Below are 22,408 nucleotides of genomic sequence, written 5' to 3'. Positions count from 1 at the left end.
GTATTTAATGAAATTATCAACAAGGAGTAAATATGGTTTAAGAGCCATTTGTTATTTAGCTGAGAATGAAGATAAAGGATATATATCTGTATCTGAAATTTCAACTAATCTAAACTTATCTGAAAATTATTTAGAACAACTTATTAGACTCCTAAAAAAAGAAAATATTGTAAAGTCTGCTAGAGGCCCAAAAGGTGGGTATAAGTTGGTAAAAAATATAGGTCAAATAACAGTAGGTGAGGTACTAAGAGTACTTGAAGGAGATATAGGTAAAAGTGGATGTCTTGAAGATGGCAGTCACTGTGATGATAAATGTAATGCATACTTTGCATTTAGTAAATTAGATGAAGCAATAAATGACACTATAGATTCTATAACAATAGATGAAATAATAAATCAAGATAGTATAGGAGAATAAATGAAAAATTTAGGAATGAATGAGCTTAGAAAATCATATATTGATTTTTTTGGTAACGAAAAGAATCACACTATTTTAAAATCTTTTCCTCTTATTCCACAAGATGATGAATCTTTATTATTAATTAATGCTGGAATGGCACCTTTAAAAAAATATTTTATAGGTGAGAAAAAGATTAAAAATAATAGGGCTACATCTTCACAAAGATGCGTAAGAACTGGTGATATTGAAAGAGTAGGCAAGACAGAAAGACATGGAACCTACTTTGAAATGTTAGGTAACTTTTCGTTTGGTGATTATTTTAAAAAAGAAGCTATTACTTGGGCTTACGAATTCCTAACTGATAGACTTCAGATAGATAAAGAAGATATATGGGTAACAGTATTTCATGAAGATGATGAAGCTTATAATATTTGGCATGAACAAGTTGGACTTAGTACAGATAGAATTTTAAAGCAGGGTAAAGAAGATAATTTTTGGGAGCTTGAAGTTGGTCCTTGTGGTCCTTGTTCCGAAATATTTGTAGATCGTGGTCAATCTCGAGCTATAGATGAAAATGATAATCAACCTGGAAATGATGATTCAGATAGATTCCTTGAAGTATGGAATCTAGTATTTACTCAGTTTAACAAGGATAAGGAAAATAATTATACTCCACTAGCTCATCCTAATATAGATACAGGTATGGGACTTGAAAGAATAGCTATGGTTGTACAAAATAAAGACAATATCTTTGAAATTGATGTAATGCAAGATATAATTTCAGAAATAGAGAAAGTTTCTGGAGTTAAATATAAAAATAATCCGAAGACTGATATTTCAATTAGAGTTATTGCTGATCATGCTAAAGCCATGACTTTCCTTATATCTGATGGTATCATACCTTCAAACGAAAAACGTGGTTACGTACTAAGAAGACTTATAAGAAGAGCATATAGACATGGAAAACTACTAGGAATAAAAGGTGAATTTTTATCACAAATAGTTGAAAAAGTAATTGATACTTATAAGTCAGAATATGAAGAATTAGTTTTTAATAAGGAAAATATAATAAATGCTATAGTTGATGAAGAAGAAAGATTCCAAAATACTATAGATCAAGGTCTAGATAGACTTAATTCATTAATTGATGAAATGAAAGAAAATGGTGAAAAAGAATTAAGTGGTAGCGAGGCATTTAAGTTATATGATACCTATGGTTTTCCTTTAGATTTAACTAAAGAAATACTCAATGAAGAAAACTTTGATGTAGACATAAATAAGTTTAATGAAGAAATGGAAAATCAAAGAGAATTAGCTCGTAATGCTCGTAAGAAAGATTCTGGTTGGTCATTAGATAATATAGTTACTGATGGTATAAGTCCTACAGAATTTGTTGGATATGATGATTTAGAAGTTAAAGCAAAAATCATCAGTATATTTGATGATAGTGAAAATAAAAAATCGATAGATGCTTCTGATAAGGGTATAATAGTTAGTGATAAGACTTCATTTTATGCCCAAGGGGGCGGACAAGTTGCCGATACAGGTTATATTTTATCAGAAAATACAAAAGCCTGTGTCACAGATGTCCAAAAGAAAAATGATATATATTTTCATTATGTAGAAGTTATAGAAGGTAGCTTACAATTAAATAATGAGTATTTATTTAAAGTAGATCGAAATAGAAGACTTGATATAACAAGAAATCACTCAGCAACTCATTTATTAGATCAAGCTCTAAGAGATGTTTTAAAAGATACAGTAAAACAAGCTGGATCTTTGGTAGATGAAGATAAATTAAGATTTGATTTTACTTATAATGAAGCTTTAACAAAAGAACAAAAAAGAGAAATTGAAGATATAATAAACGAAAAAATAAGAGAAGAACTTCCAGTTAGAAAAAATATTGTTTCATTTAAAGAATCTCAAGAAATAGGAGCAATAGGATTATTTGAAGATAAGTACAAAGATAATGTTAGAGTAGTTTCTATAGGGGAATATTCTAAAGAATTATGTGGAGGTTGTCACGTTAATAATTCTTCTAATATACTTATGTTTAAGATTATTTCAGAATCTTCAGTTTCGGCAGGTGTACGTAGAATAGAAGCTGTAACAGGAAAAAAAGTTTACGATTTATTAGTAAATCAAAAAAATATAATTGATGATACTGCCCAATTTCTAAATACTAGACCTAATCAAATTAAGCAAAGAATTGAATCTTTAGAAGAAGAAATTCAAAATCAAAAAGAAGAAATAAAAAGACTAAGGTCTTCATCAATCAAAGATATTTATAAGGATTTGGAATCCAATATAGTAAAAAAAGATGATCACAACTCAGTGGTTTATAAATTTAAAAATACTAGTATAGGTGAATTGCGTGATTATGAAAATAGATTAAAGAACTCATATGATAATCTTATTATTGTATTTGCTAGTGTATCAGACGAAAAAATTGTATTTACTGTATCAGTAGATGATAATTTGACCGATAAATATAATGCAGGAAATATAGTAAGAGAAATAAGTCAAATTACTGGCGGTAATGGTGGAGGAAGAAGAAACTTTGCTCAAGCTGGAGGAAAGGATATTTCTAAATTAGATAGTGCTTTAGAAAAAGCATTTGAAATCATTTAAAGGGGATTATAATGACTGATAAGGATAACAAATTTAATGAGACTATGCTCTTTAAACCTGAAAGAGAAGAAGAAAAGGATATAAGAGAAATTTTGACTACAGTTTATAATGCGCTTGATGAAAAAGGCTATAAACCATCCGGCCAAATTGTTGGATATCTTCTTTCAGGAGATCCAACCTACATTACAGCTCATAATGGAGCTCGTAAATTAATAAGAGCTGTTGACCGTGATGAAATTTTAGAAGAATTATTGAATAGTTACATCAATGACTAGAATAATGGGTTTGGATGTTGGAGATAAAACAATTGGGGTTGCATTAAGCGACCCTATGTTTTTGATGGCACATCCATTAGAAACTATAAAAAGAAAAAAGGCTAGCTTAGATATAGCTAAGTTAGTAGAAATAATAGATAGGGAAGATGTAGAAACAATTGTAGTAGGGCTACCTAAAAATATGAATAATTCTATAGGTCCTCAATCTATGAAAGTGATGAGTTTTGTTGACCTATTAAAAAAGCAAACTGATAAAGAAATTATCTATGAAGACGAGAGAATGACAACTATCCAATCAGAAAAAGTTCTTATAGATATGAAAGTTAGACGAGAAAATAGAAAAGAACATATAGATAAGATAGCTGCTAGCTTTATTCTACAAACCTATCTAGATAGGAGAAAAAATGGATAGTATTATTTTATATAATGAAAATAACAATGAAGTTGAATTTAATATAATAGATACTTTCGGAGTAGATGACAGGAATTTCTGTGCTTTACAAGAAGATGATGATGAATTAATCCTCATTATGGAAATCATTAATAAAGATGATGAAATAGAATTTAAATCTATTGAAAATCAAGATGAACTTGATGAGATCATTAAATTATATGAAGAAATGAGAGAAGAAAGCAATGGAAACTAATGAAATTAGAAAAATTTTTGAGAAAAATAATCAAAAATTTACTAAGCAAAGAGAAATAATTTTTAATGTATTAAAGGATAGCTCGCCAAAACATGTAACACCAGAAGAGCTTTTTTCAAAAGTACATGAAGATCATAAGCAAGTTGGTATAGCTACAATTTATAGAACTTTAAATATTTTTGAAGAACTTGGTATTGTAAATAAACAAGAATTTACAGATCAAGCTTATACTTACGAGTTAATAGATCCTGTAAATGATCATCACGATCATATTATATGTACTAATTGCGGGAAAATCATGGAAGATAAATGCCTATCAAATAATGAATTAGCTAATTCATTAAAAAAAAATTACGGTTTTGATTTAAAATATTATTCATTAAGAATTTATGGAATTTGCTCCGATTGTCAAGATAAAAAGGAGTAAAAATGTCAAAAGAAAAGAAACTAAGAGTAATACCTTTAGGTGGTTTACAAGAAATAGGTAAAAATTGTACTGTAGTTGAATATGGTAACGATATGGTTATGATAGATTGTGGTCTAACATTTCCAGATGAAGAAATGTTAGGCGTAGATATAGTAATACCTGATTTTACTTATGTAGAAGAAAATAAAAATAAACTAGGCGGAATATTTGTGACTCATGGCCATGAAGACCATATCGGTGCTATTCCTTATTTTTTAAAGAATGTGGATACTAATGTTTACTGTTCAAAACTAACTAAAGGACTTTTAGAAAATAAATTTAAAGAACACGGCCTTAATCCGAATAAGATTAAAATGGTTAATGTGAATAATAAGGTAAAAGTTGGCGAACTTAGCATGGAATTTATAAGAGTAAGCCACTCTATTCCTGATTCATGTTCTATTGCTGTAAAAAGTCCAGTAGGTACCATATTATTCACTGGAGACTTTAAAATGGATTTTACACCAATCGATGGTGATCCAACTGATGTTCAAAGAATAGCAGAACTTGGTAAGAGAGGTTTATTAGCATTATTTGCAGATAGTACAAATGTGGAAAGACCTGGACATTCTGTAAGCGAAAAAGATGTTGGTGATACTTTTATAAAAATATTTGGACAAGTTTCAGGCAGAATTATTGTAGCTACATTTGCATCAAATCTTCATAGAGTTCAACAAGTTATCTATGCTGCAGAAAAATATAATAGAAAAGTAGCTTTATCTGGTAGATCAATGATAAATAACGTAAGAATAGCTAGTGAACTTGGTTATCTTCATGTTAAGACAAATACACTTATAGATATGAAAAATGTCAAGAATTATGCAGATGATGAAGTAGTAGTTCTATCTACAGGAACTCAGGGAGAACCTCTATCAGCTCTTACTCGTATGGCCAATAGAGAACATAAGCAAATTAGCTTAAATGAATCTGATACAGTTATCCTTTCATCATCTGCAATACCAGGTAACGAAATAGCTATAAATAATACGATAAATAAACTTACTAAAATTGGTTGTAATATAATATATTCTTCATTAGCTAAAGTCCATGCATCAGGTCACGCCTGTCAAGAAGAAATAAAACTAATGTATCAATTAACTACACCAAAATATCTTTTACCTGCTCATGGTGAAGCTAGACAGTTACAAACACATGAAAATCTTGCTATAGATATGGGAATGAAGAAAGAAAATATATTTATATTAGAGAATGGAGATGTAGTTGAATTTACTAAAAAATCTGCTACTAAGAATGGGAAAGTACAAGCTGGAAATGTTTTAGTAGATGGATCTGGAATTGGCGATGTGGGTAATATTGTGCTTAAAGATAGGAAACACTTATCAGAAGATGGTTTAATGGTAGTTTCTATAACTTTTGATAGAAATACTCAAACATTACTTGCAGGTCCTGAGATAGTATCCCGTGGCTTTGTTTATGTAAAAGAAAACCAAGATATTATAGAAAATGCTAAAGAAGTTGTAATTAGATCATTCGAAAAATGTCAAAAAGAAGAAATTAGAGCTATTAGCCAAATAAAATATCAAATTAGAGAAGATTTAAAATCATATTTATACAATGAACTTGGTCGTGATCCGATGATTCTTCCAGTAATATCTGAAGTGGAAAATAATGAAATATATAAATTATCCTCATACTAGTCAATATTTATCAGATATTATTGAAGATAGCGACTTTTTAGATCTAAGAGAGTATGCTTTAAATAATAATGTTCCTATTATGAATGTTGAAACTAAGGAGTTTATCAAAACAATACTTAAAATTAAACAGCCCAAATCTATACTTGAAATAGGAGCTGCTATAGGATATTCATCTCTAGTATTTGAGAAATATACAAATGCAAATATTACAACCATAGAATTAGACAGTGAAATAGCTGATATTGCTCGTAATAATTTCAAAAAATATAATACAAATATAAATTTAATAAATGATGATGCACAAAAAGCCTTGAATGATATAAATCAAGGCTTTGATTTTGTTTTTATTGATGCAAACAAAGCGCATTACGAATATTACTTTAAACGCTCAGCTGAACTTTTAAATGAAAATGGGATAATAGTAGCTGACAATGTATTATTTAAAGGCATGGTTACAAATGATGATCTAATAGATCGTAGAATGATAACTATAGTAAAAAGATTAAGAAATTATCTTGCCTATGTCATGGATAGAGAAGATTTTTTTACAACTATAATTCCAATAGGTGATGGATTAACATTAAGTTATAAGGAGAAATGATGACAGATAAAAAAGTAGAATTACTAGCCCCCGCTGGAGATATGGAAAGATTAAAAGCAGCAGTAAAATTTGGAGCTAATGCTGTATTTATGGCTGGAGATAGTTTTGGTCTTCGTGCAAATGCCAAAAACTTCGATCATCAAGCTATGATTGATGCTGTAGAATATGCACATAAAAATGGTGTAAGAATTCATATAACTATGAATATTGTACCTCATGATAATGACTTGGATGGAATAGAAGATTATTTAAAGTTTTTAAATGAGATAGGGGTAGATGCATTAATTATATCTGATCCTGGTATATTTATGAAAGCTAAAGAACTAACTAATATAGATTTACATATTTCTACTCAAGCGTCTGTAACTAATACAGATACAGTCAACTTTTGGTATAAGATGGGGGCAAAAAGAGTAATCTTAGCTCGTGAATTGTCATTAGAAGAAATTATTGAGGTAAGGAAAAATACTCCTAAAGATTTAGAAATAGAAGTTTTTGTGCATGGAGCTATGTGCATTTCTTATTCTGGAAGATGCTTATTAAGTAACTATATGACAGGACGTGATGCAAATAGAGGGGACTGTGCCCAAGCTTGTAGGTGGAAATACTCAATACAAGAAGAAAATAGACCAGGTGAATATTATCCAATTGAAGAAGACGGGTCTGGCACTTATATAATGAACTCTAAAGATTTATGTCTAATAGATGAATTAGATAAGTTAATAGAAGCAGGAATAGATAGTTTCAAAATAGAAGGAAGAATGAAAACTGCTTTTTATGTAGCAACAGTTGTAAGATCTTATAGACAAGTTATAGATGCTTATTATGATGGGAACTACAATAAAGAAATTGTTCAAAAATACTTTAATGAATTAGAAAAAGCTAGTCATAGACATTATACTAAAGCTTTCTTTTATAATAAACCAGATAGCAATACTCAAATCTATGAAAATTCTTCATATATTAGGAAATATGATTTTATAGGAGTCGTATTAGAATATAATTCAAAAACTAAAGAAGCTATTATCGAACAAAGAAATAGATTCTTTTTAGGCGATGAAATAGAAATTTTTGGAAATTATAAAGATTATTATAATTATAAAATTGATAATATGAGAAATAATAAGGGTGAAGAACTAGAAGTAGCAAATAGACCTAAAGAAAAAATATCAATGACCATAAATCTTCCACTTGAAGCTGGAGATATGCTTAGAAAAGTCATTGAAGGATAAATTTTAAATAATTTATTTATAATCAATTATAAAATCTTGTTCATGTGTAGTAAGTCTATAATCTGGGTATAAATTTAAGTAGTTAAGTTGATAAAATAAAAAGGAGTTAATAATATGACAGAAAATAAAAAAGAAAAAGATACAATAATTGATCCACAAACAGGAAAAGAATCAGAGGCTAGCCAATTTGAAGGGGATAAGAATTTAGAGAAAAATGTAAAAAATAACAAAGAAACTAATGGTGGGGATGATCCAGATGTAAAATTCACTACTGACACTGAATATAGGAATACAACTATTGATGAAGCTGGACAAGTATCAGCACCAAGTGCTGAAGGAAGAAGAACTAGAGTTGATGAAATATCAGAAAATCCATCTGAAGATTCTGATAATAATTAAATAAAAAATCAGAGGTTATTATAATTACCTCTGATTTTTTTGTTAAAGCTTATTTATATTGAAATTAGAATAAAATTTTTATAATTTTATTAGTATTAATTATTTATCTCTTGATGGATTTTCTGACAAATCATCTTCGCGAGTTCTTCTTGCCTCAACACCAACATTTGAAATTTGATCTGCTTCATCCACTTCAGTTTTTAGATGCTCTTGATCTGAAGAGTATTTTTTATCTAGATCATCTCCACCTTTAGTATCATTGCTTTCACGACTACTTTTATCTAGTTCTTCATTACCGTGATATTGTGATGAATCTTTTACTTCTCCTGTGCTAGGATCAATTACTTGATGTTTATTTTTATCTGACATTATTTACTCCCTTTCTTAGTATGTATTGCTTTAACTTCTATATCAATTATAATACTACTAACTATTTTTTGCAATAACTTTAACAATTTCTATAATTGTTTCTGAAGATTTAATCAAAAACTCAACTGGAAGAATCTCATAAACTCCGTGGAAGTTTAAACCTCCAGCAAATATATTAGGACAAGGCAGTCCCATAAATGAAAGCTTAGATCCATCAGTGCCTCCACGTACTGGACTAGTTATAACTTTAATACCAAGATTTTCCATAGCTTCTTTTGCATAATCTATAATTTCTGGTTTATCTTTTAATATTTCACCCATATTATAATAGCTATCTTTTATATTTACTGATACTATATCCCCATATTTATTATTAAGATATTCTTTGTTTAATATAACTTGTTTTTTCATTGATTCAAATTTATCTCTGTCATGATCTCTAATTATATATTCCATTTTTGTATTTTCTATATCACCTTCAATGGAAACTAAATGATAAAAACCATCGTAGCATTCTGTATGTTCTGGACGTTTAAATTCACCTAATAATCTATCAAATTCAAATGCCACTGATGTAGAATTTACCATAGTGTCTTTTGCTGAACCTGGATGTACTGATTTTCCATTTATATTAACTTTGGCTGATGCAGCATTAAAAGTTTCATATTCTAGTTCGCCTAAATAGCCTCCGTCAATTGTATAAGCGAAATCTGCATCGAAATATTCTATATCAAAAGTATCAGCACCTGTACCAATTTCTTCATCTGGTGTGAAAGCTATTTTAATATCTCCATGTTCAATTTTAGGATTATTTATAAAGTATTCTGCCATATTCATAATAGCAGCAATACCTGCCTTATCATCAGCTCCAAGTAAAGTTTCGCCACGAGTAGTGATTAAAGTTAGTCCTACTAAGTCTTTTAATACTGGGAAATCATTAACTGCAATCGATCTTTTATCATTTAGTTTAATATCTCCACCTTTATAATCGATAATTTGTGGATTTTCAATTTTTCCATCCATTTCAGGCGAAGTATCCATATGTGCAATAAATCCAACTGTAGGGAGTTTTTTATCTGTATTAGATTTTATTTCAGAAAATACAAAACATTCATCATTTATACTCGCATCAAGTCCTAATTTTTCTAATTCGCTTTTTAGTGCTTTAGCTAAATCCCATTGGCCTTTACTAGAGGGTTTTTCTTTTTCGCCATTTTGGGGATCACTTTTTGTATCATAACTTATATATTTTAAGAATCTTTCTATTACCTTTTCCATTGTTACCTCTTTTCTTAAATTTACTATACTTTCTTTGTAATTTTACACAAAAATTGGTATATTAATCTTTAGAAAAGGTGATTAAATGAATGAGAAATTAAAAATTGTATATAAGGATAATTTACCAGCATATCAAACTAAGGGAGCAGCTGGACTAGATTTACATTGTAAAACTGATAAGGATATAGTAATTGAACCTAAAAAAACAGTTAAAATAGATACAGGGATTAAAGTCCAGATTCCAGAAGGTTATTTTGGAGCGATCTATCCAAGATCTTCAACAGGAGTTAAGAAAAAAATAATGTTAGCTAATACTGTTGGAATAATTGATTCTGACTATAGGGGAGAGATAATGATTTATCTTTATAATTATGGAGAAGAAGAACAAACAATAGAAAATGGTGATAGAATAGCTCAATTAATAGTCCAACCCTATAAACAATTTGAAATAGAAGTTGTTGATAGTTTAGATGATACGGATAGGGGTGAAGGCGGATTTGGTTCCACTGGCAAATAATGGCAAAAAAGAAAGTAAAGAAGAGACTAAAAAGAAATAAATATAGATTGATAATATCATTAGTAGCTATTGCCGCTATTTTTATATTATCCTTTAGTATAAGAAACTATTCTAAAGAAAGAGATCTTTCTAAGTACGATCATGAAATACTTATTTTAAAGTCAAATGGTGATCAGATAGATTCTATGACATTAAAAGAGATTAGAAAAAAAGGATCTGAAAATAAAGTAGTTTATTATAATAATGGATTAGAGAAAGTAAATATTGATGGTGTTCCTATAGAAAAAATTATAGGAAATCAAGATATAAATTTAAAAGATAGAGCTTATTTAGTTTTAGAAGATAGTGAAGGAAATTTAGAAAAGTTATCTATGTCTGCAGCTTTAGAGCCTGATAGAGTTTACTTAGTATATAAAATAGACGGTACACCAATATATGAATTAGGGGAAAATTATGGTAAGATGGCTATTATTGATACAAGTTTAGATGATTCTAATAATTGGATAAAGAATGTAAAAGTAATTGATATACAGTAATTCCATAAATACTCACAAATATGTGAGTATTTTTTTATGGTATAATATTATATAGAAATGAGGATAGACAAATGAAAGAAAACTTTACTTATGAGAAATTAACTCCAATGCTAAAACACTATGTTGATGTAAAAGATAATTTTAAAGATTCTCTTTTATTATATAGAGTTGGGGATTTTTATGAAAGCTTTTTTGACGATGCTATAATAACTAGTAAAGTTATAGGTCTTACCCTTACTGGAAAAGAATGCGGACATGATAAAAAAGCTCCTATGTGTGGTGTTCCTCATCATGTTATAGATAATTATGTTAACAAGCTTGTAAAAAAAGGATACAAGGTTGCTTTATGTGATCAAGTAGAAGATCCTAGGAAAGCAAAGGGATTAGTAAAACGTGCAATAACTCGAGTTGTTACACCTGGTACTATAACTGATATGGAATCGCTAGATACAAGAGAGAATAATTATCTATTATCCATTTTTCAAAATAATTATGGATTAGGTATTTCTTATTGTGATATATCTACAGGGGCTTTATATACGATTGAAATCAAGGGTTCTAACGACTTAATAGCTAAACAAGCTATAGATCAAATAGAGAAGATAAATCCTTCCGAAATTATAATTAACAATGATCTTAAATTAACGGAAATAAAAAAATATTTAAACATAAATAATGATATATTTATTAATTATATAGAAGATGATAGGGAATATGATAAAAGAATAAAAACTATTATAGAGTACTTAGGAGATGAGAATTTAGAAAAAGTTTCAGACAAAAGGTTGTCTCTTGTATCCTTAGCAAATTTATTAGATTATATTTATAAATTTTACGACGCTAAACTTAATCATATAAATAATATAGAAGTTCTTGAAATATCCAATTATCTAGAATTGGAAGCAAACACTAGAAAAAATCTAGAACTTCATAGGAACTTAAACAATAATAGTAAAGAGGATACAGTACTTAAAATTCTTGACCAAGCCGATACTGTTATGGGTTCTAGGATAATTAATGAGTGGTTGGAAAGACCATTAATTGATATAGAAAAAATCAATCGCAGATTAGATATAGTGGATTATTTTAAAGATAATACAATTGATTCTCAAAATGTATCAAATTATCTCTCAGATGTTTACGATTTAGAAAGACTATTAGGAAAGATTTCATATAAAAGAGCAAATGCAAGAGATTTTATTTCTTTAAAAAACTCTCTTAAGAATATGCCAAATCTCAAAAAATATCTATCTGATATTAATGATAGTAATATTAAAAACCTAGGATTAAACTTACCAGAAATGGATGAATTATATGAGCTTTTAGATAAAGCAATTGTTGATGATCCGCCTATATCTATAACAGATGGCGGGATCATTAAAGAGAACTTTAATGATAATTTAGATAAGTTAAAATCTGATTCTAAAAATGCCCTAGAAAAGTTGACTAATTATGAGATTCAAGAGCGAGAGACTACAGGAATTAAAAACTATAAAATAGTTTATAATAAAAATAATGGATACTCAATAGAAATAACTAAATCTAATCTAGATAAGGTACCTAATTCTTATATAAGAAAACAAACTCTTAAAAATCAGGAAAGATATACAACCGAAACTTTAGAAAATCTTTCAAATCTTATTATAGGTGGAAAAGATAAGGTCAATGATTTAGAATATGAGATTTTTAATGATATTAGGAATCAAATACTTGATCAAACTTTAAAATTACAGTCTTTAGCAAAGATGATAGCTAATATTGACGCTCTAAACACACTTTCACAAGTAGCGCTAACCAATAACTATGTAAGACCAATAATAAATAATGAAAATATGATTAATATTAAAAATGGTAGACATCCAGTAATTGAAAAAAAACTTAACGAGAATGAGTTTATAGCAAATGACACTAATATAGGTGAAGACGATAATATCATTCAAATAATAACAGGACCTAACATGGCTGGCAAGTCTACTTATATGAGACAAATGGCCATAATAATTATTATGGCTCAAATGGGGTCTTTTGTACCAGCAAGCTATGCTGAAATAGGTATATGTGATAAAGTTTTTACTAGGATTGGTGCAAGTGATAATATCTCTAAGGGTGAATCTACTTTTATGTTAGAAATGAATGAAGTTTCTAATATTTTAAAAAATGCTACAAATAATTCTTTTGTCATACTTGACGAAGTTGGCAGAGGAACGTCTTCGGATGATGGTTTGAGCATTGCTATGGCTTTAGTAGATTATATTTCAAAGAAAGAGAAATTTAAGACAGTATTTGCTACACATTTTCATGAGTTAACCATTCTTGAAGATGAGCTTAACAATGTTAAAAACTTAAAAATGGAAATATTAAAAGAGAATAATAATTTAGTATTTTTAAGAAAAATTAAAGAAGGTAGATCAAGCAGGAGTTATGGAATAGATGTAGCTAAATTAAGTGGTTTACCAGAAGAAATTACTGATAATGCTCAAAAATTTATGAATAATCTTAACTCTGAAGTTGGTATTAATCTTAATAAAGATTCTGATATTAAATCTACTATATATGAAATAAATGAAAATAAATATAAAAATTTAAAATCAGAAGCTAATAATATAAATATTAATGAGCTAACTCCTATAGAAGCAATAAATAAGTTAAATAAACTTATAGAAAGTATAGGAGAGTTATAATGGCTATTGTAAAGCTAGATACCTATACAATAGAACAGATTGCAGCAGGTGAAGTTATAGAAGCACCTGTTTCAGTAGTAAAAGAACTTGTGGAAAACTCTATAGATGCTAATTCCAAAAATATAGTTGTTGAAATAAAAAATGGGGGCAAAACTTTTATTAGAGTTACAGATGATGGGACTGGTATAGATAAGGCTGACATGATATTAGCATTTGAAAAACATGCAACATCTAAAATTGGTAACTTTAATGATTTATATGATATATGTTCTTTAGGATTTAGAGGAGAAGCCTTATCAAGTATAGCAAGTGTAAGCGACTTAGTGGCTATATCTAAAACCAAAGAAGAGGAAATAGGCAAAAAATTAGAATTTAAAAATAATAAATATAAAGAATCTTCCATAGCAACAAATACTGGAACAAGCATCATAGTAAAAGATTTATTTAATAACTTACCAGTAAGGAAAAAGTTTCTCAAATCTGATATTGCTGAAACAAATGCTATATCTAAGCTTATATATTCATTAGCAATAGGCTACAATGATATATCTTTTAAATACATTAAGAATGGAAGAGTAGAGTTTATAAGTCATGGGAGTGAAGATTTGGAGACTAAAATTCCAAATCTTTTAGATCCTAATTTAAAAGATAAACTTATTAAAATTTCTGCTAATAATGATATATATAATATTGATGGGTTCATATCAAGTCCTAATTATTATAGAGGAAGTAGATCTTTACAACACTTATTTATAAATAATAGATTAATAGATAGTAATATAATAACTAACAATATAGAAAAAGAATATAGATCTTATATACCTAATGGTAGATTTCCTGCATTCTTTTTATTTGTAAATACTAATCCTAAAAATTTAGATGTAAATGTTCATCCTAATAAAAAAACTATAAAATTTAACTATGAAGATGACTTGATTAGTTTACTATCTACAAGCATATATAAAAGTTTAATTAAAGAAAATAATCCAGCCGAAATTACCAATAAAAAGATAGAAAATAAACAAATACCAGATTTAAGTAACTATCAAAATCTATTAGATTCATATAAATCTTTTAATATTGTAAAAGAAGATGCTAAATTATATGAAAACGATGATTTTTTTAATGAAGATAAAAAAATAATTTCTAGTAATGAACAAAGTTTTAATAATAACGATTATACTAAAATTAAATCAGATCAACAAAAAAGCTTATTAGAAGGCAAATTTTCTTATTTATATTTAACAAGTATTTTTGGAAAGTATTCTTTATTTAAAAAATCTGAAGATGAAATAATTGTTTTAGATCATAGACGTGCTGATGAGGCTATAAAATATAATGAATTCATAAAAAATATGTCTAACAAGAGTGTTAGTAGTCAAATTCTCTTAGAGCCTATTATAATAAATTTAAAAGCAAATGATAAAGATAAATTTGATAATAAAAAAGAATCCATAATGGATTTAGGTTTTGATATTGATCAAATTGGAGAATCTCAAATAATCATTAGATCTATTCCTCAAATATTTGATATTCCAGAAAGTGAAAGCTTTTTTTACGATATTTTAGATATAGATTTTAAAAATAAAAATGAAATTTTTTATAAGAATATTGGAAAGTTTATTAGAAGTAATATTTTTAGAAAAGGTCATAATATAAATAAAGATGAATCTATCAATTTATTAAACGAATTATTTAAACTTGATAATCCTTATAAAACCAATGATGGTAAGTTAACTTTGTTAGTTTTAAATAAAGATAGTTTGGAGAATTTTTTTGAAAGATAAATTAATAATAATTACAGGACCCACAGCTAGTGGCAAAAGTGCTATAGCTATCAAAGTTGCAAAAACTTTTAATGGAGAAGTTATTTCCTGTGATAGTCAACAGATCTATAAAGACATGGATATTGGCACTAATAAGGAATCTGATTTCAGAGGTATTAAGCATCATATGATTGATATTATTAATCCTAATGAAAATTTTACAGTGGAAGATTTTTCTAGTTTAGTAAAGCCAATAGTACACGACATAAATAATAATGGAAATATACCAATACTTACTGGTGGAACAGGATTTTATATAGACTCTTTATTATTTGAAATGAATTATGGGAATACACCAAAAGATCCCAAAATAAGAAAAAAGTTACAAGATATATCTGATTTAAAGGGTAACTCATTTTTATATAATAAATTAAAAGAACTAGATCCAAAAACAGCAGATAAATATCATGAAAATGAGTCCCAAAGAATAATTAGAGCTTTAGAAATATATGAGATGACAGGCAAAAAACCTTCAGAACTTAGAAAAGGTGAGAGAGTTTTAAATAATACTATAGATCCAATTTTATTTTTCTTAAATTATGAAGACAGAAGCAAACTTTATGAAAATATTAACAATCGTGTAATAAAAATGTTAGATGCTGGACTTATAAATGAATTTGTTAGTGTAATTAAAAAATATAAACTTACTAAAGATTCTCAATCTATGGCAGCTATAGGATATAAAGAACTGTTTCCTTATTTTGATAAAGAGATTGATATAGATGAACTTATAGATTTGATTCAAAAGAATACCAGACATTATGCAAAAAGGCAAATAACCTGGATGAAAAGATATAAATTATATAATTTTACCCATGAAATTATGATGGATAATTTAAATAAAGATGATGCTAATGATATAATAATAAGTATAATTAAGGATGTTTATGAATTTTAATGAAATATACACTCATTATAAAATCGATGAGTCATTTGATAATTTAATAATAGATAAAGAGAAAAAGCTAACAAAAGATTTTGAGAATCTTGAAGCTATAGCTGAATACAATCAGCTTAAAGTTTTAAAATCTTTTAACAAAAATAATTTAAATACACAAGATTTTATAACTGCAACTGGTTATGGTTATGCTGATATTGGTCGTGAAAAAGTTGAAAAAATTTTTGCTGATATATTCAAAGCTGAAGATGCTCTTGTAAGGCCTAGTATAGTTGCAGGTACTCATGCGCTTTCATTAGTCTTATTCGCATTATTAAATAATGGAGATCAAATGGTTGCAATAACTGATGATCCATATGATACAATGCAACAAGTTATCGGTATAGCTGGAGACAAAAAAGGAAATTTATTATCAAAAGGTATCAAGTACAAAAAATTATCTCTTGATGATAATAATAAGATAGATTATAAAAATATCTCTAAAGTAGTTGATTCTAATACAAAGTTAGCTTTGATTCAAAGATCAACTGGATATACGCAAAGACGTGCTTTTACAATTGAAGAAATAAAAAAAGCAATTGAGGAAATAAAAACTATAAATCCAGATACAATTATATTTATAGATAATTGCTACGGAGAGTTTACAGAATATAAAGAACCTATTGAAATTGGAGCAGATATACTTGCTGGTTCTTTAATCAAAAATCTAGGTGGCGGAATCGCTATAACAGGTGGTTATATTTGTGGAAAATCTGATTTAATCGAATATTGTTCTAATACACTAACCGCTCCAGGTATTGGCAAAGATGAAGGCTTAAGTTTTGGTACAAGCAGATCCGTTTTACAAGGCTTATATTTTGCACCACAAATAGTAAAAGAAGCTATAAAAGTTGGAATGCTTTTTGGCAGAGTTTTTAATGATTTAGGTTATGAAGTTGTTCCTAAAATTGATGAACCTCAAAGTGATGTGGTTCAAGCTATAAAATTTAAAGATCCTGATAAAGTTATAACTTTTTGCAAAGCTATACAAGAAGCTTCAACTGTAGATTCTAACTTAGTGCCAGAACCTTTTCCAATGCCAGGATATGAAGATCCTGTAATTATGGCTGCAGGTGGTTTTGTAGAAGGTTCTACATCAGAACTTTCGGCTGATGGTCCTTTAAGAGAACCATATATAGCTTACTTGCAAGGTGGACTTAATTATTATCATGGAAAGCTTGCCTTAAAACTCGTTTTAAGCCGTTTTAAAAAACAAGGATACATATAAGTACCCTTGTTCTTATATCTCCATATCAGACAATGGGTTTTTATTTATTGCTTTTTTTAAGTCTTCATCTTCAAGATGGGTGTATATTTGAGTAGTGGAAATGCTAGTATGTCCTAATATATCTTTTAAAGCCCTTATATCTACATTACCATATTTATACATTAATGTAGCTGCTGTATGTCTTAACTTATGAGTAGAATATATAGATGTATCAAATCCTGCTTTTTCTAAATATTTTTCTATAGTGGCCTGAACTGTGCGATTACTAATACGTTTTTTTCTAGTTGAAACAAATAAGGCATTTACATATTTATCTCCTAAATAATCGTTTCTTACTTTTAAATAATGATGAATTAATCTTAAAGCATTGTCAGTAAGATAGATAGTTCTTTCCTTATTACCCTTACCAACTATTGAAAAATGATCATTTTCTATATCGTTTACATTAATACTAACTAGCTCAGATAATCTCATACCTGTAGTTAAAAACGTAAAAACTATAGCTAAATCACGAGCTCTCAAGAAGTCATTTTTCTCTGCATTTATTACATAAAGTAGTCTTTCAGTTTCATCTAATGTGAGATATACAGGTTGTCTTTTGCTAATTTTGGGATTTTTGAGCTTAATAGTAATATTTTTATCAATCACTTCAATTTCTTGATATAAGTAATTATAAAATGACTTTAAAGCTGAAATTTTACGAGATCTTGTAGTAGGATTATCATTCTTTTCATTATCTAAATAAGAAAGATAAGAGTAAAAATCAGTAATATTTAAATCTCCTAAAAAATCAGGATTTATTATTTTGTTTATATCTGAGTCTTTAAAATCTTTTTCATAAGATGATCTATCTCCGTAATATATTTTTCTTATAATTTGATATTCAAAAAAAACTTCTAAGTCATAAGAGTATTCCTTAATAGTCATTAAAGATAGACCGCGAATAGACTTTAAATAATTTAGATAATCTACAAGTACAATAGGTCTAGTCATAAAAAATATAAAACTCCTTAAAATTTATTATTATATAAGAAAATATCTAATTCATTTATAATATAATCTTATTGTACCTCTATTATTTTTTTATACAATTATTGCACAAAATTATTATTTTGTGCAATAATTTATAGGGATATTTGTATTGTTTTTCTCTTCCCTATAACTATAAATCTTAAATTTCATTAAATTATTTTAATCTAATTAAAAAACTGCCCTCAAAGGCAGTTTTATTTTAGATTGTCATTATGAATAATAAATTATCTTGCATATTCAATTGCATTTGATTCTCTTAGTACGTTAACTTTAATTTCACCAGGATATTCTAATTCATCTTCGACTCTTTTTGCAATCTCTCTAGCAACTACAATCATTTCATCGTCAGATATCTTATCTGGTTTGACCATTATCCTTAACTCACGACCTGCTTGAAGGGCAAATGATTTTTCTATTCCATCATAGGAATTAGCTATAGCTTCAAGACTTTCAAGCCTTTTAATATAATTTTCTAAGCTTTCACGCCTTGCTCCAGGTCTAGCAGCAGATATTGCATCTGCAGTCTGTACAAGAATTGACTCTATACAATTCGGCTCTACCTCACCGTGATGAGATTGTATAGCATTTACAACATATTTATTCTCACCATATCTTGTAGCTACATCAATTCCCAATTCGACATGTGTGCCTTCTAATTCATGATCTATAGCTTTACCTATGTCATGCAAAAGTCCCCCACGTCTAGCTATTTGTGCATCCGCGCCAATTTCTTCAGCTAGCATTCCAGCAATATTAGCCACCTCCACTGAATGTTTCATAATATTTTGTCCATAACTTGTTCTATATTTCATCTTACCAACTAATTTTACTAGTTGAGGATGTAAGTTATGAACACCTGCTGCTTCAGTGGATATTTCACCATCTTCAATCATTCTTTGTTCAATTTCTTCTTCAGACTTTTGCAAAGTTTCTTCTATTCTAGAAGGATTGATACGTCCATCCTGAATTAATCTTTCGAGAGCTATTTTCGCAATTTCACGTCTCACAGGTTCAAATGATGATATTACAACTGCTTCTGGAGTATCATCGATAATAAGATCAACACCAGCTAACTGCTCAAAGGCTCTTATATTTCTACCTTCACGACCGATAATTCGACCTTTCATTTCATCATTTGGCAAAGTAACCACTGATACAGTATTTTCTGCTACTTGATCTGCTGCATATCTTTGTATTGTTGTAGCAAGAATCTCAGTAGCTATTTTTTTACTTTCAGATTTTACTTTCTCTTCAGCTTCTTTTATAAGTTTGGCTGATTCATGGATGGTATCTTTTTTAACGTTTTCTAAGATAATTTCTTTAGCTTCACTATTGGTAAGGCCTGCAATTCTTTGTAATTCTAATTGTTTTTGTTCAATCAGTTTATCAATGCTGTCTTCTTTTTGTTTTAACCTCTTCTGATCACTAGAGATTTGATCAGCCTTTTTGTCAATCAATAAAGCTCTATTGTCAAGACTTTCTTCTTTTTTAAATAGGCGAGATTCTTTTTTATCAAGTTCTTCGCCTCTTTTGTTTAACTTCTTATCATTTTCTAATCTTAATTGGGAGATTTCATCCTTTGCTTCAACAAGACTTTCACGTCTTAGTGTTTCTGCTTGCCTATTAGCATCTTCAATGATTTGACGACTTAGTTCATCTGCTGAGCCTATCTTTTTTTCACTAGATTTTTTTTGATAAATGAAGCCTAAAATAAAAGCTAACAATACGAAGGCGACAGTAACGATTATAAAAACTGGATTATCCATTTATTATCACCTCCTATGAAATTTTACTTGGAATTTACATTCCTTTATAATTATACCATAAATTGAGTTTTATACGAAAGATACTTAAGAAAAAAGGACTTTATATAGATAAAGTCCTCTTATCTTAAGTGATTTGAATGAACGAATGTGAGTGAAACAAAAAAACAATTGCTATGCAGACCCTTATAGGCGCTGTACAAACTACCAGTTTGGCTGGTAGTTTTGATTGAAAATACCACCTACATTATTAAAAATATAGGTGGTTATAAATAAAATTTATTTAATTAAGCATTCATTTGTGAAGCTACTTCTGCAGCGAAATCCTCTTCTTTTTTCTCGATTCCTTCACCAACTTCAAATCTAGCGAATCTTCTAATTTTTATATTTTCTCCAACATTATTAGCTGTATCTCTTAGATATGATTCTACTGTTTGATCAGGATTTTTAATGTATGGTTGATCTAATAAGCATACTTCTGATAAGTATTTTTTAAGTCTACCCTCAACTTTTTTTTCAGCAATCATTTTTTTCTTATCTTCTGGCATATTATCAGAAGCTTCGTTAATTGCTTGATTTACAAGAATTTCTCTTTGTTGTGCTATATCATTTTCATCTGCATCTTCTTCAGAGATATAAAGAGGATTTGCAGCTGCAATATGCATGGCAATATCACGTGCAAAGTCTTTTACAGTATCCGTGTTTGCTGAAAAGTCAGTTTCAGTATTAATTTCTACGATCACACCAATTTTATTATTGTGAATATATGAACCAATTACACCCTCAGCTGCTATTCTACCAGCTTTTTTGTCTAAAGTAGCTTGTCCTTTTTCTTTTAAAAGTTTAACAGCTGCGTCAATATCAGCATTAGTTTCTTCTAATGCTTTTTTACAGTCCATCATTCCAGCGCCTGTCATTTCTCTTAATTCTTTAACTAAACTTGCACTTACTGCCATCTTATTCTCCTTGATTTTCTTCGTTTTTATCTTCATATGCAGCTGTTTCAATTTCTTCTGCTGCATCAGCTATTTCTTCAGATGAAAGTTCTTTAGTTTCTTCGTTTTTTTCTTCTTTTACTTCTTGATCGTCTGATTCTTCTAAAAATTCATTTGCTAAGTTGTCATTGGATGGATCAAATTCGTTACCTTGATTTGCTTCCACTACAGCATCAGCCATTACAGATGTTATTAATTTTACTGCACGAATAGCATCGTCATTTCCTGGTATAGCTAAATCAACTTCATCTGGGTCACAGTTTGTATCTACTATCGCTACAACTGGAATACCTAATATTCTTGCTTCATGAACCGCTATAGATTCTTCTCCTGGATCTACTACAAATATTACGTCTGGTAGTTTATCCATTTCTTTAATACCGCCAAGATTCTTTTCTAATTTATCCATTTCTTTTTGGTACTGTAGTACTTCTTTTTTAGGTAGAAGATCAAATGTTCCATCTTCTTCCATTTGTTCATATCTTTTTAGTTTGTCTATACTTTTTCTTATTGTATCAAAGTTTGTAAGCATTCCGCCTAACCATCTATTTGACACATAGTATTGGCCACATCTTTTAGCTTCATGTTCAATAGAATCTTGTGCTTGTTTTTTTGTTCCAACAAATAAAACATCTCCGCCATCTGCAGCTATATCCCTAATCATTGCATAGGCATCTTCTATTTGAACCGCTGTCTTTTGTAAATCTATTATATAGATTCCATTTCTTTCTGTGAAGATGTATTTAGCCATCTTAGGATTCCATCTTCTTGTTTGGTGACCAAAGTGTACACCAGCTTCTAGTAATTTTTTCATTGAAACTACTGCCATATAAATTCCTCCGTTTTCTTCTTCCACTATCTTCTTTTGGGCATTTAACCATTGTTGGCAACGAAATATCCATCGGATAATGTGTATATTTTTGTAGTACTGTAC

The 22,408-nt window shown here is 28.7% G+C and carries 22 protein-coding genes; 16 read left to right on the top strand and 6 right to left on the bottom strand.

The window, feature by feature from the left end; translation table 11 throughout:
* Positions 1–7 precede the first annotated feature (7 nt).
* The 10 genes from ABXG81_RS05120 to ABXG81_RS05075 all read left to right on the top strand — a co-directional run bounded on the left by ABXG81_RS05120 (position 8) and on the right by ABXG81_RS05075 (position 8,312).
* Positions 8–418 carry an Rrf2 family transcriptional regulator gene (locus ABXG81_RS05120; protein WP_117521641.1) on the top strand — a complete coding sequence of 137 codons (411 nt, stop codon included), beginning with the start codon at positions 8–10 and terminating at the stop codon, positions 416–418.
* Positions 419–3,034: an alanine--tRNA ligase gene (gene alaS, locus ABXG81_RS05115; protein WP_353528438.1), complete on the top strand. Its 2,616-nt coding sequence runs from the start codon at positions 419–421 to the stop codon at positions 3,032–3,034.
* 11 nt (positions 3,035–3,045) lie between these two features.
* Positions 3,046–3,309: an IreB family regulatory phosphoprotein gene (locus ABXG81_RS05110; protein ID WP_117521645.1), complete on the top strand. Its 264-nt coding sequence runs from the start codon at positions 3,046–3,048 to the stop codon at positions 3,307–3,309.
* A complete protein-coding gene (gene ruvX / locus ABXG81_RS05105) occupies positions 3,302–3,721 on the top strand; it encodes a Holliday junction resolvase RuvX (RefSeq protein WP_117521647.1) in 420 nt (139 codons plus the stop codon). The genes ABXG81_RS05110 and ruvX overlap by 8 nt, the downstream gene beginning before the upstream one ends.
* The gene (locus ABXG81_RS05100; protein ID WP_209813985.1) at positions 3,714–3,956 is read left to right on the top strand and encodes a DUF1292 domain-containing protein; all 243 of its coding nucleotides are present in this window, start codon (positions 3,714–3,716) and stop codon (positions 3,954–3,956) included. The genes ruvX and ABXG81_RS05100 overlap by 8 nt, the downstream gene beginning before the upstream one ends.
* Positions 3,946–4,383: a Fur family transcriptional regulator gene (locus tag ABXG81_RS05095; RefSeq protein ID WP_316122106.1), complete on the top strand. Its 438-nt coding sequence runs from the start codon at positions 3,946–3,948 to the stop codon at positions 4,381–4,383. Before ABXG81_RS05100 ends, ABXG81_RS05095 begins: the two co-directional genes overlap by 11 nt.
* A 2-nt stretch (positions 4,384–4,385) precedes the next feature.
* Positions 4,386–6,080 carry a ribonuclease J gene (locus tag ABXG81_RS05090; protein ID WP_117521650.1) on the top strand — a complete coding sequence of 565 codons (1,695 nt, stop codon included), beginning with the start codon at positions 4,386–4,388 and terminating at the stop codon, positions 6,078–6,080.
* Complete coding sequence (locus ABXG81_RS05085; RefSeq protein ID WP_209813986.1) at positions 6,052–6,681, top strand: O-methyltransferase; 630 nt, start codon at positions 6,052–6,054, stop codon at positions 6,679–6,681. The genes ABXG81_RS05090 and ABXG81_RS05085 overlap by 29 nt, the downstream gene beginning before the upstream one ends.
* A complete protein-coding gene (locus ABXG81_RS05080; RefSeq protein ID WP_117521652.1) occupies positions 6,681–7,913 on the top strand; it encodes a U32 family peptidase in 1,233 nt (410 codons plus the stop codon). The genes ABXG81_RS05085 and ABXG81_RS05080 overlap by 1 nt, the downstream gene beginning before the upstream one ends.
* A 114-nt stretch (positions 7,914–8,027) precedes the next feature.
* Positions 8,028–8,312, top strand: coding sequence for a hypothetical protein (locus ABXG81_RS05075; RefSeq protein ID WP_117521653.1), 285 nt, complete (start codon positions 8,028–8,030; stop codon positions 8,310–8,312).
* A gap of 99 nt (positions 8,313–8,411) precedes the next feature.
* Here the strand turns inward: ABXG81_RS05075 and ABXG81_RS05070 are convergent, their stop codons facing one another.
* Together ABXG81_RS05070 and pepT are read right to left on the bottom strand one after the other, a co-directional pair.
* Positions 8,412–8,681: an elastin-binding protein EbpS gene (locus ABXG81_RS05070; protein WP_117521654.1), complete on the bottom strand. Its 270-nt coding sequence runs from the start codon at positions 8,679–8,681 to the stop codon at positions 8,412–8,414.
* A 57-nt stretch (positions 8,682–8,738) separates the two neighbouring features.
* A complete protein-coding gene (pepT, locus tag ABXG81_RS05065) occupies positions 8,739–9,959 on the bottom strand; it encodes a peptidase T (RefSeq protein WP_353528434.1) in 1,221 nt (406 codons plus the stop codon).
* A gap of 85 nt (positions 9,960–10,044) precedes the next feature.
* Here pepT and dut point away from each other — a divergent pair, with 85 nt between their 5' ends.
* The 6 genes from dut to ABXG81_RS05035 all read left to right on the top strand — a co-directional run bounded on the left by dut (position 10,045) and on the right by ABXG81_RS05035 (position 17,684).
* Complete coding sequence (gene dut / locus ABXG81_RS05060; protein ID WP_117521656.1) at positions 10,045–10,476, top strand: dUTP diphosphatase; 432 nt, start codon at positions 10,045–10,047, stop codon at positions 10,474–10,476.
* Complete coding sequence (locus ABXG81_RS05055) at positions 10,476–11,012, top strand: oxidoreductase (protein WP_209813988.1); 537 nt, start codon at positions 10,476–10,478, stop codon at positions 11,010–11,012. The genes dut and ABXG81_RS05055 overlap by 1 nt, the downstream gene beginning before the upstream one ends.
* Before the next feature lie 71 nt (positions 11,013–11,083).
* Complete coding sequence (gene mutS / locus ABXG81_RS05050) at positions 11,084–13,693, top strand: DNA mismatch repair protein MutS (RefSeq protein ID WP_353528432.1); 2,610 nt, start codon at positions 11,084–11,086, stop codon at positions 13,691–13,693.
* A complete protein-coding gene (gene mutL / locus ABXG81_RS05045; RefSeq protein ID WP_181965125.1) occupies positions 13,693–15,480 on the top strand; it encodes a DNA mismatch repair endonuclease MutL in 1,788 nt (595 codons plus the stop codon). The genes mutS and mutL overlap by 1 nt, the downstream gene beginning before the upstream one ends.
* Positions 15,470–16,417, top strand: coding sequence for a tRNA (adenosine(37)-N6)-dimethylallyltransferase MiaA (gene miaA, locus ABXG81_RS05040; RefSeq protein WP_353528430.1), 948 nt, complete (start codon positions 15,470–15,472; stop codon positions 16,415–16,417). The genes mutL and miaA overlap by 11 nt, the downstream gene beginning before the upstream one ends.
* Positions 16,407–17,684 carry a methionine gamma-lyase family protein gene (locus ABXG81_RS05035; protein WP_209813993.1) on the top strand — a complete coding sequence of 426 codons (1,278 nt, stop codon included), beginning with the start codon at positions 16,407–16,409 and terminating at the stop codon, positions 17,682–17,684. Before miaA ends, ABXG81_RS05035 begins: the two co-directional genes overlap by 11 nt.
* Before the next feature lie 12 nt (positions 17,685–17,696).
* Here the strand turns inward: ABXG81_RS05035 and ABXG81_RS05030 are convergent, their stop codons facing one another.
* The 4 genes from ABXG81_RS05030 to rpsB form a co-directional block, all read right to left on the bottom strand.
* Entirely contained in the window at positions 17,697–18,677 is a 981-nt protein-coding gene (locus tag ABXG81_RS05030) for a tyrosine recombinase XerC (protein ID WP_353528428.1), read from the bottom strand.
* 263 nt (positions 18,678–18,940) lie between these two features.
* The gene (gene rny / locus ABXG81_RS05025) at positions 18,941–20,482 is read right to left on the bottom strand and encodes a ribonuclease Y (protein WP_117521663.1); all 1,542 of its coding nucleotides are present in this window, start codon (positions 20,480–20,482) and stop codon (positions 18,941–18,943) included.
* A 284-nt stretch (positions 20,483–20,766) separates the two neighbouring features.
* On the bottom strand, positions 20,767–21,435 hold the full coding sequence (tsf, locus tag ABXG81_RS05020) for a translation elongation factor Ts (RefSeq protein WP_117521664.1): 669 nt from the start codon (positions 21,433–21,435) through the stop codon (positions 20,767–20,769).
* A 1-nt stretch (position 21,436) separates the two neighbouring features.
* A complete protein-coding gene (rpsB, locus tag ABXG81_RS05015; protein WP_117521665.1) occupies positions 21,437–22,303 on the bottom strand; it encodes a 30S ribosomal protein S2 in 867 nt (288 codons plus the stop codon).
* Positions 22,304–22,408: the final 105 nt, after the last annotated feature.

The organism is Anaerococcus nagyae, assembly GCF_040364225.1.
Classification (GTDB): domain Bacteria; phylum Bacillota; class Clostridia; order Tissierellales; family Peptoniphilaceae; genus Anaerococcus; species Anaerococcus nagyae.
This window is presented reverse-complemented; position numbering and strand designations above follow the sequence as displayed.

Coding starts and splice junctions, on each gene's coding strand:
- ABXG81_RS05120 (WP_117521641.1), top strand. CDS start 8: ATGAAATTATCAACAAGGAGTAAATATGGTTTAAGAGCCATTTGTTAT.
- alaS (WP_353528438.1), top strand. CDS start 419: ATGAAAAATTTAGGAATGAATGAGCTTAGAAAATCATATATTGATTTT.
- ABXG81_RS05110 (WP_117521645.1), top strand. CDS start 3,046: ATGACTGATAAGGATAACAAATTTAATGAGACTATGCTCTTTAAACCT.
- ruvX (WP_117521647.1), top strand. CDS start 3,302: ATGACTAGAATAATGGGTTTGGATGTTGGAGATAAAACAATTGGGGTT.
- ABXG81_RS05100 (WP_209813985.1), top strand. CDS start 3,714: ATGGATAGTATTATTTTATATAATGAAAATAACAATGAAGTTGAATTT.
- ABXG81_RS05095 (WP_316122106.1), top strand. CDS start 3,946: ATGGAAACTAATGAAATTAGAAAAATTTTTGAGAAAAATAATCAAAAA.
- ABXG81_RS05090 (WP_117521650.1), top strand. CDS start 4,386: ATGTCAAAAGAAAAGAAACTAAGAGTAATACCTTTAGGTGGTTTACAA.
- ABXG81_RS05085 (WP_209813986.1), top strand. CDS start 6,052: ATGAAATATATAAATTATCCTCATACTAGTCAATATTTATCAGATATT.
- ABXG81_RS05080 (WP_117521652.1), top strand. CDS start 6,681: ATGACAGATAAAAAAGTAGAATTACTAGCCCCCGCTGGAGATATGGAA.
- ABXG81_RS05075 (WP_117521653.1), top strand. CDS start 8,028: ATGACAGAAAATAAAAAAGAAAAAGATACAATAATTGATCCACAAACA.
- ABXG81_RS05070 (WP_117521654.1), bottom strand. CDS start 8,681: ATGTCAGATAAAAATAAACATCAAGTAATTGATCCTAGCACAGGAGAA.
- pepT (WP_353528434.1), bottom strand. CDS start 9,959: ATGGAAAAGGTAATAGAAAGATTCTTAAAATATATAAGTTATGATACA.
- dut (WP_117521656.1), top strand. CDS start 10,045: ATGAATGAGAAATTAAAAATTGTATATAAGGATAATTTACCAGCATAT.
- ABXG81_RS05055 (WP_209813988.1), top strand. CDS start 10,476: ATGGCAAAAAAGAAAGTAAAGAAGAGACTAAAAAGAAATAAATATAGA.
- mutS (WP_353528432.1), top strand. CDS start 11,084: ATGAAAGAAAACTTTACTTATGAGAAATTAACTCCAATGCTAAAACAC.
- mutL (WP_181965125.1), top strand. CDS start 13,693: ATGGCTATTGTAAAGCTAGATACCTATACAATAGAACAGATTGCAGCA.
- ABXG81_RS05035 (WP_209813993.1), top strand. CDS start 16,407: ATGAATTTTAATGAAATATACACTCATTATAAAATCGATGAGTCATTT.
- ABXG81_RS05030 (WP_353528428.1), bottom strand. CDS start 18,677: ATGACTAGACCTATTGTACTTGTAGATTATCTAAATTATTTAAAGTCT.
- rny (WP_117521663.1), bottom strand. CDS start 20,482: ATGGATAATCCAGTTTTTATAATCGTTACTGTCGCCTTCGTATTGTTA.
- tsf (WP_117521664.1), bottom strand. CDS start 21,435: ATGGCAGTAAGTGCAAGTTTAGTTAAAGAATTAAGAGAAATGACAGGC.
- rpsB (WP_117521665.1), bottom strand. CDS start 22,303: ATGGCAGTAGTTTCAATGAAAAAATTACTAGAAGCTGGTGTACACTTT.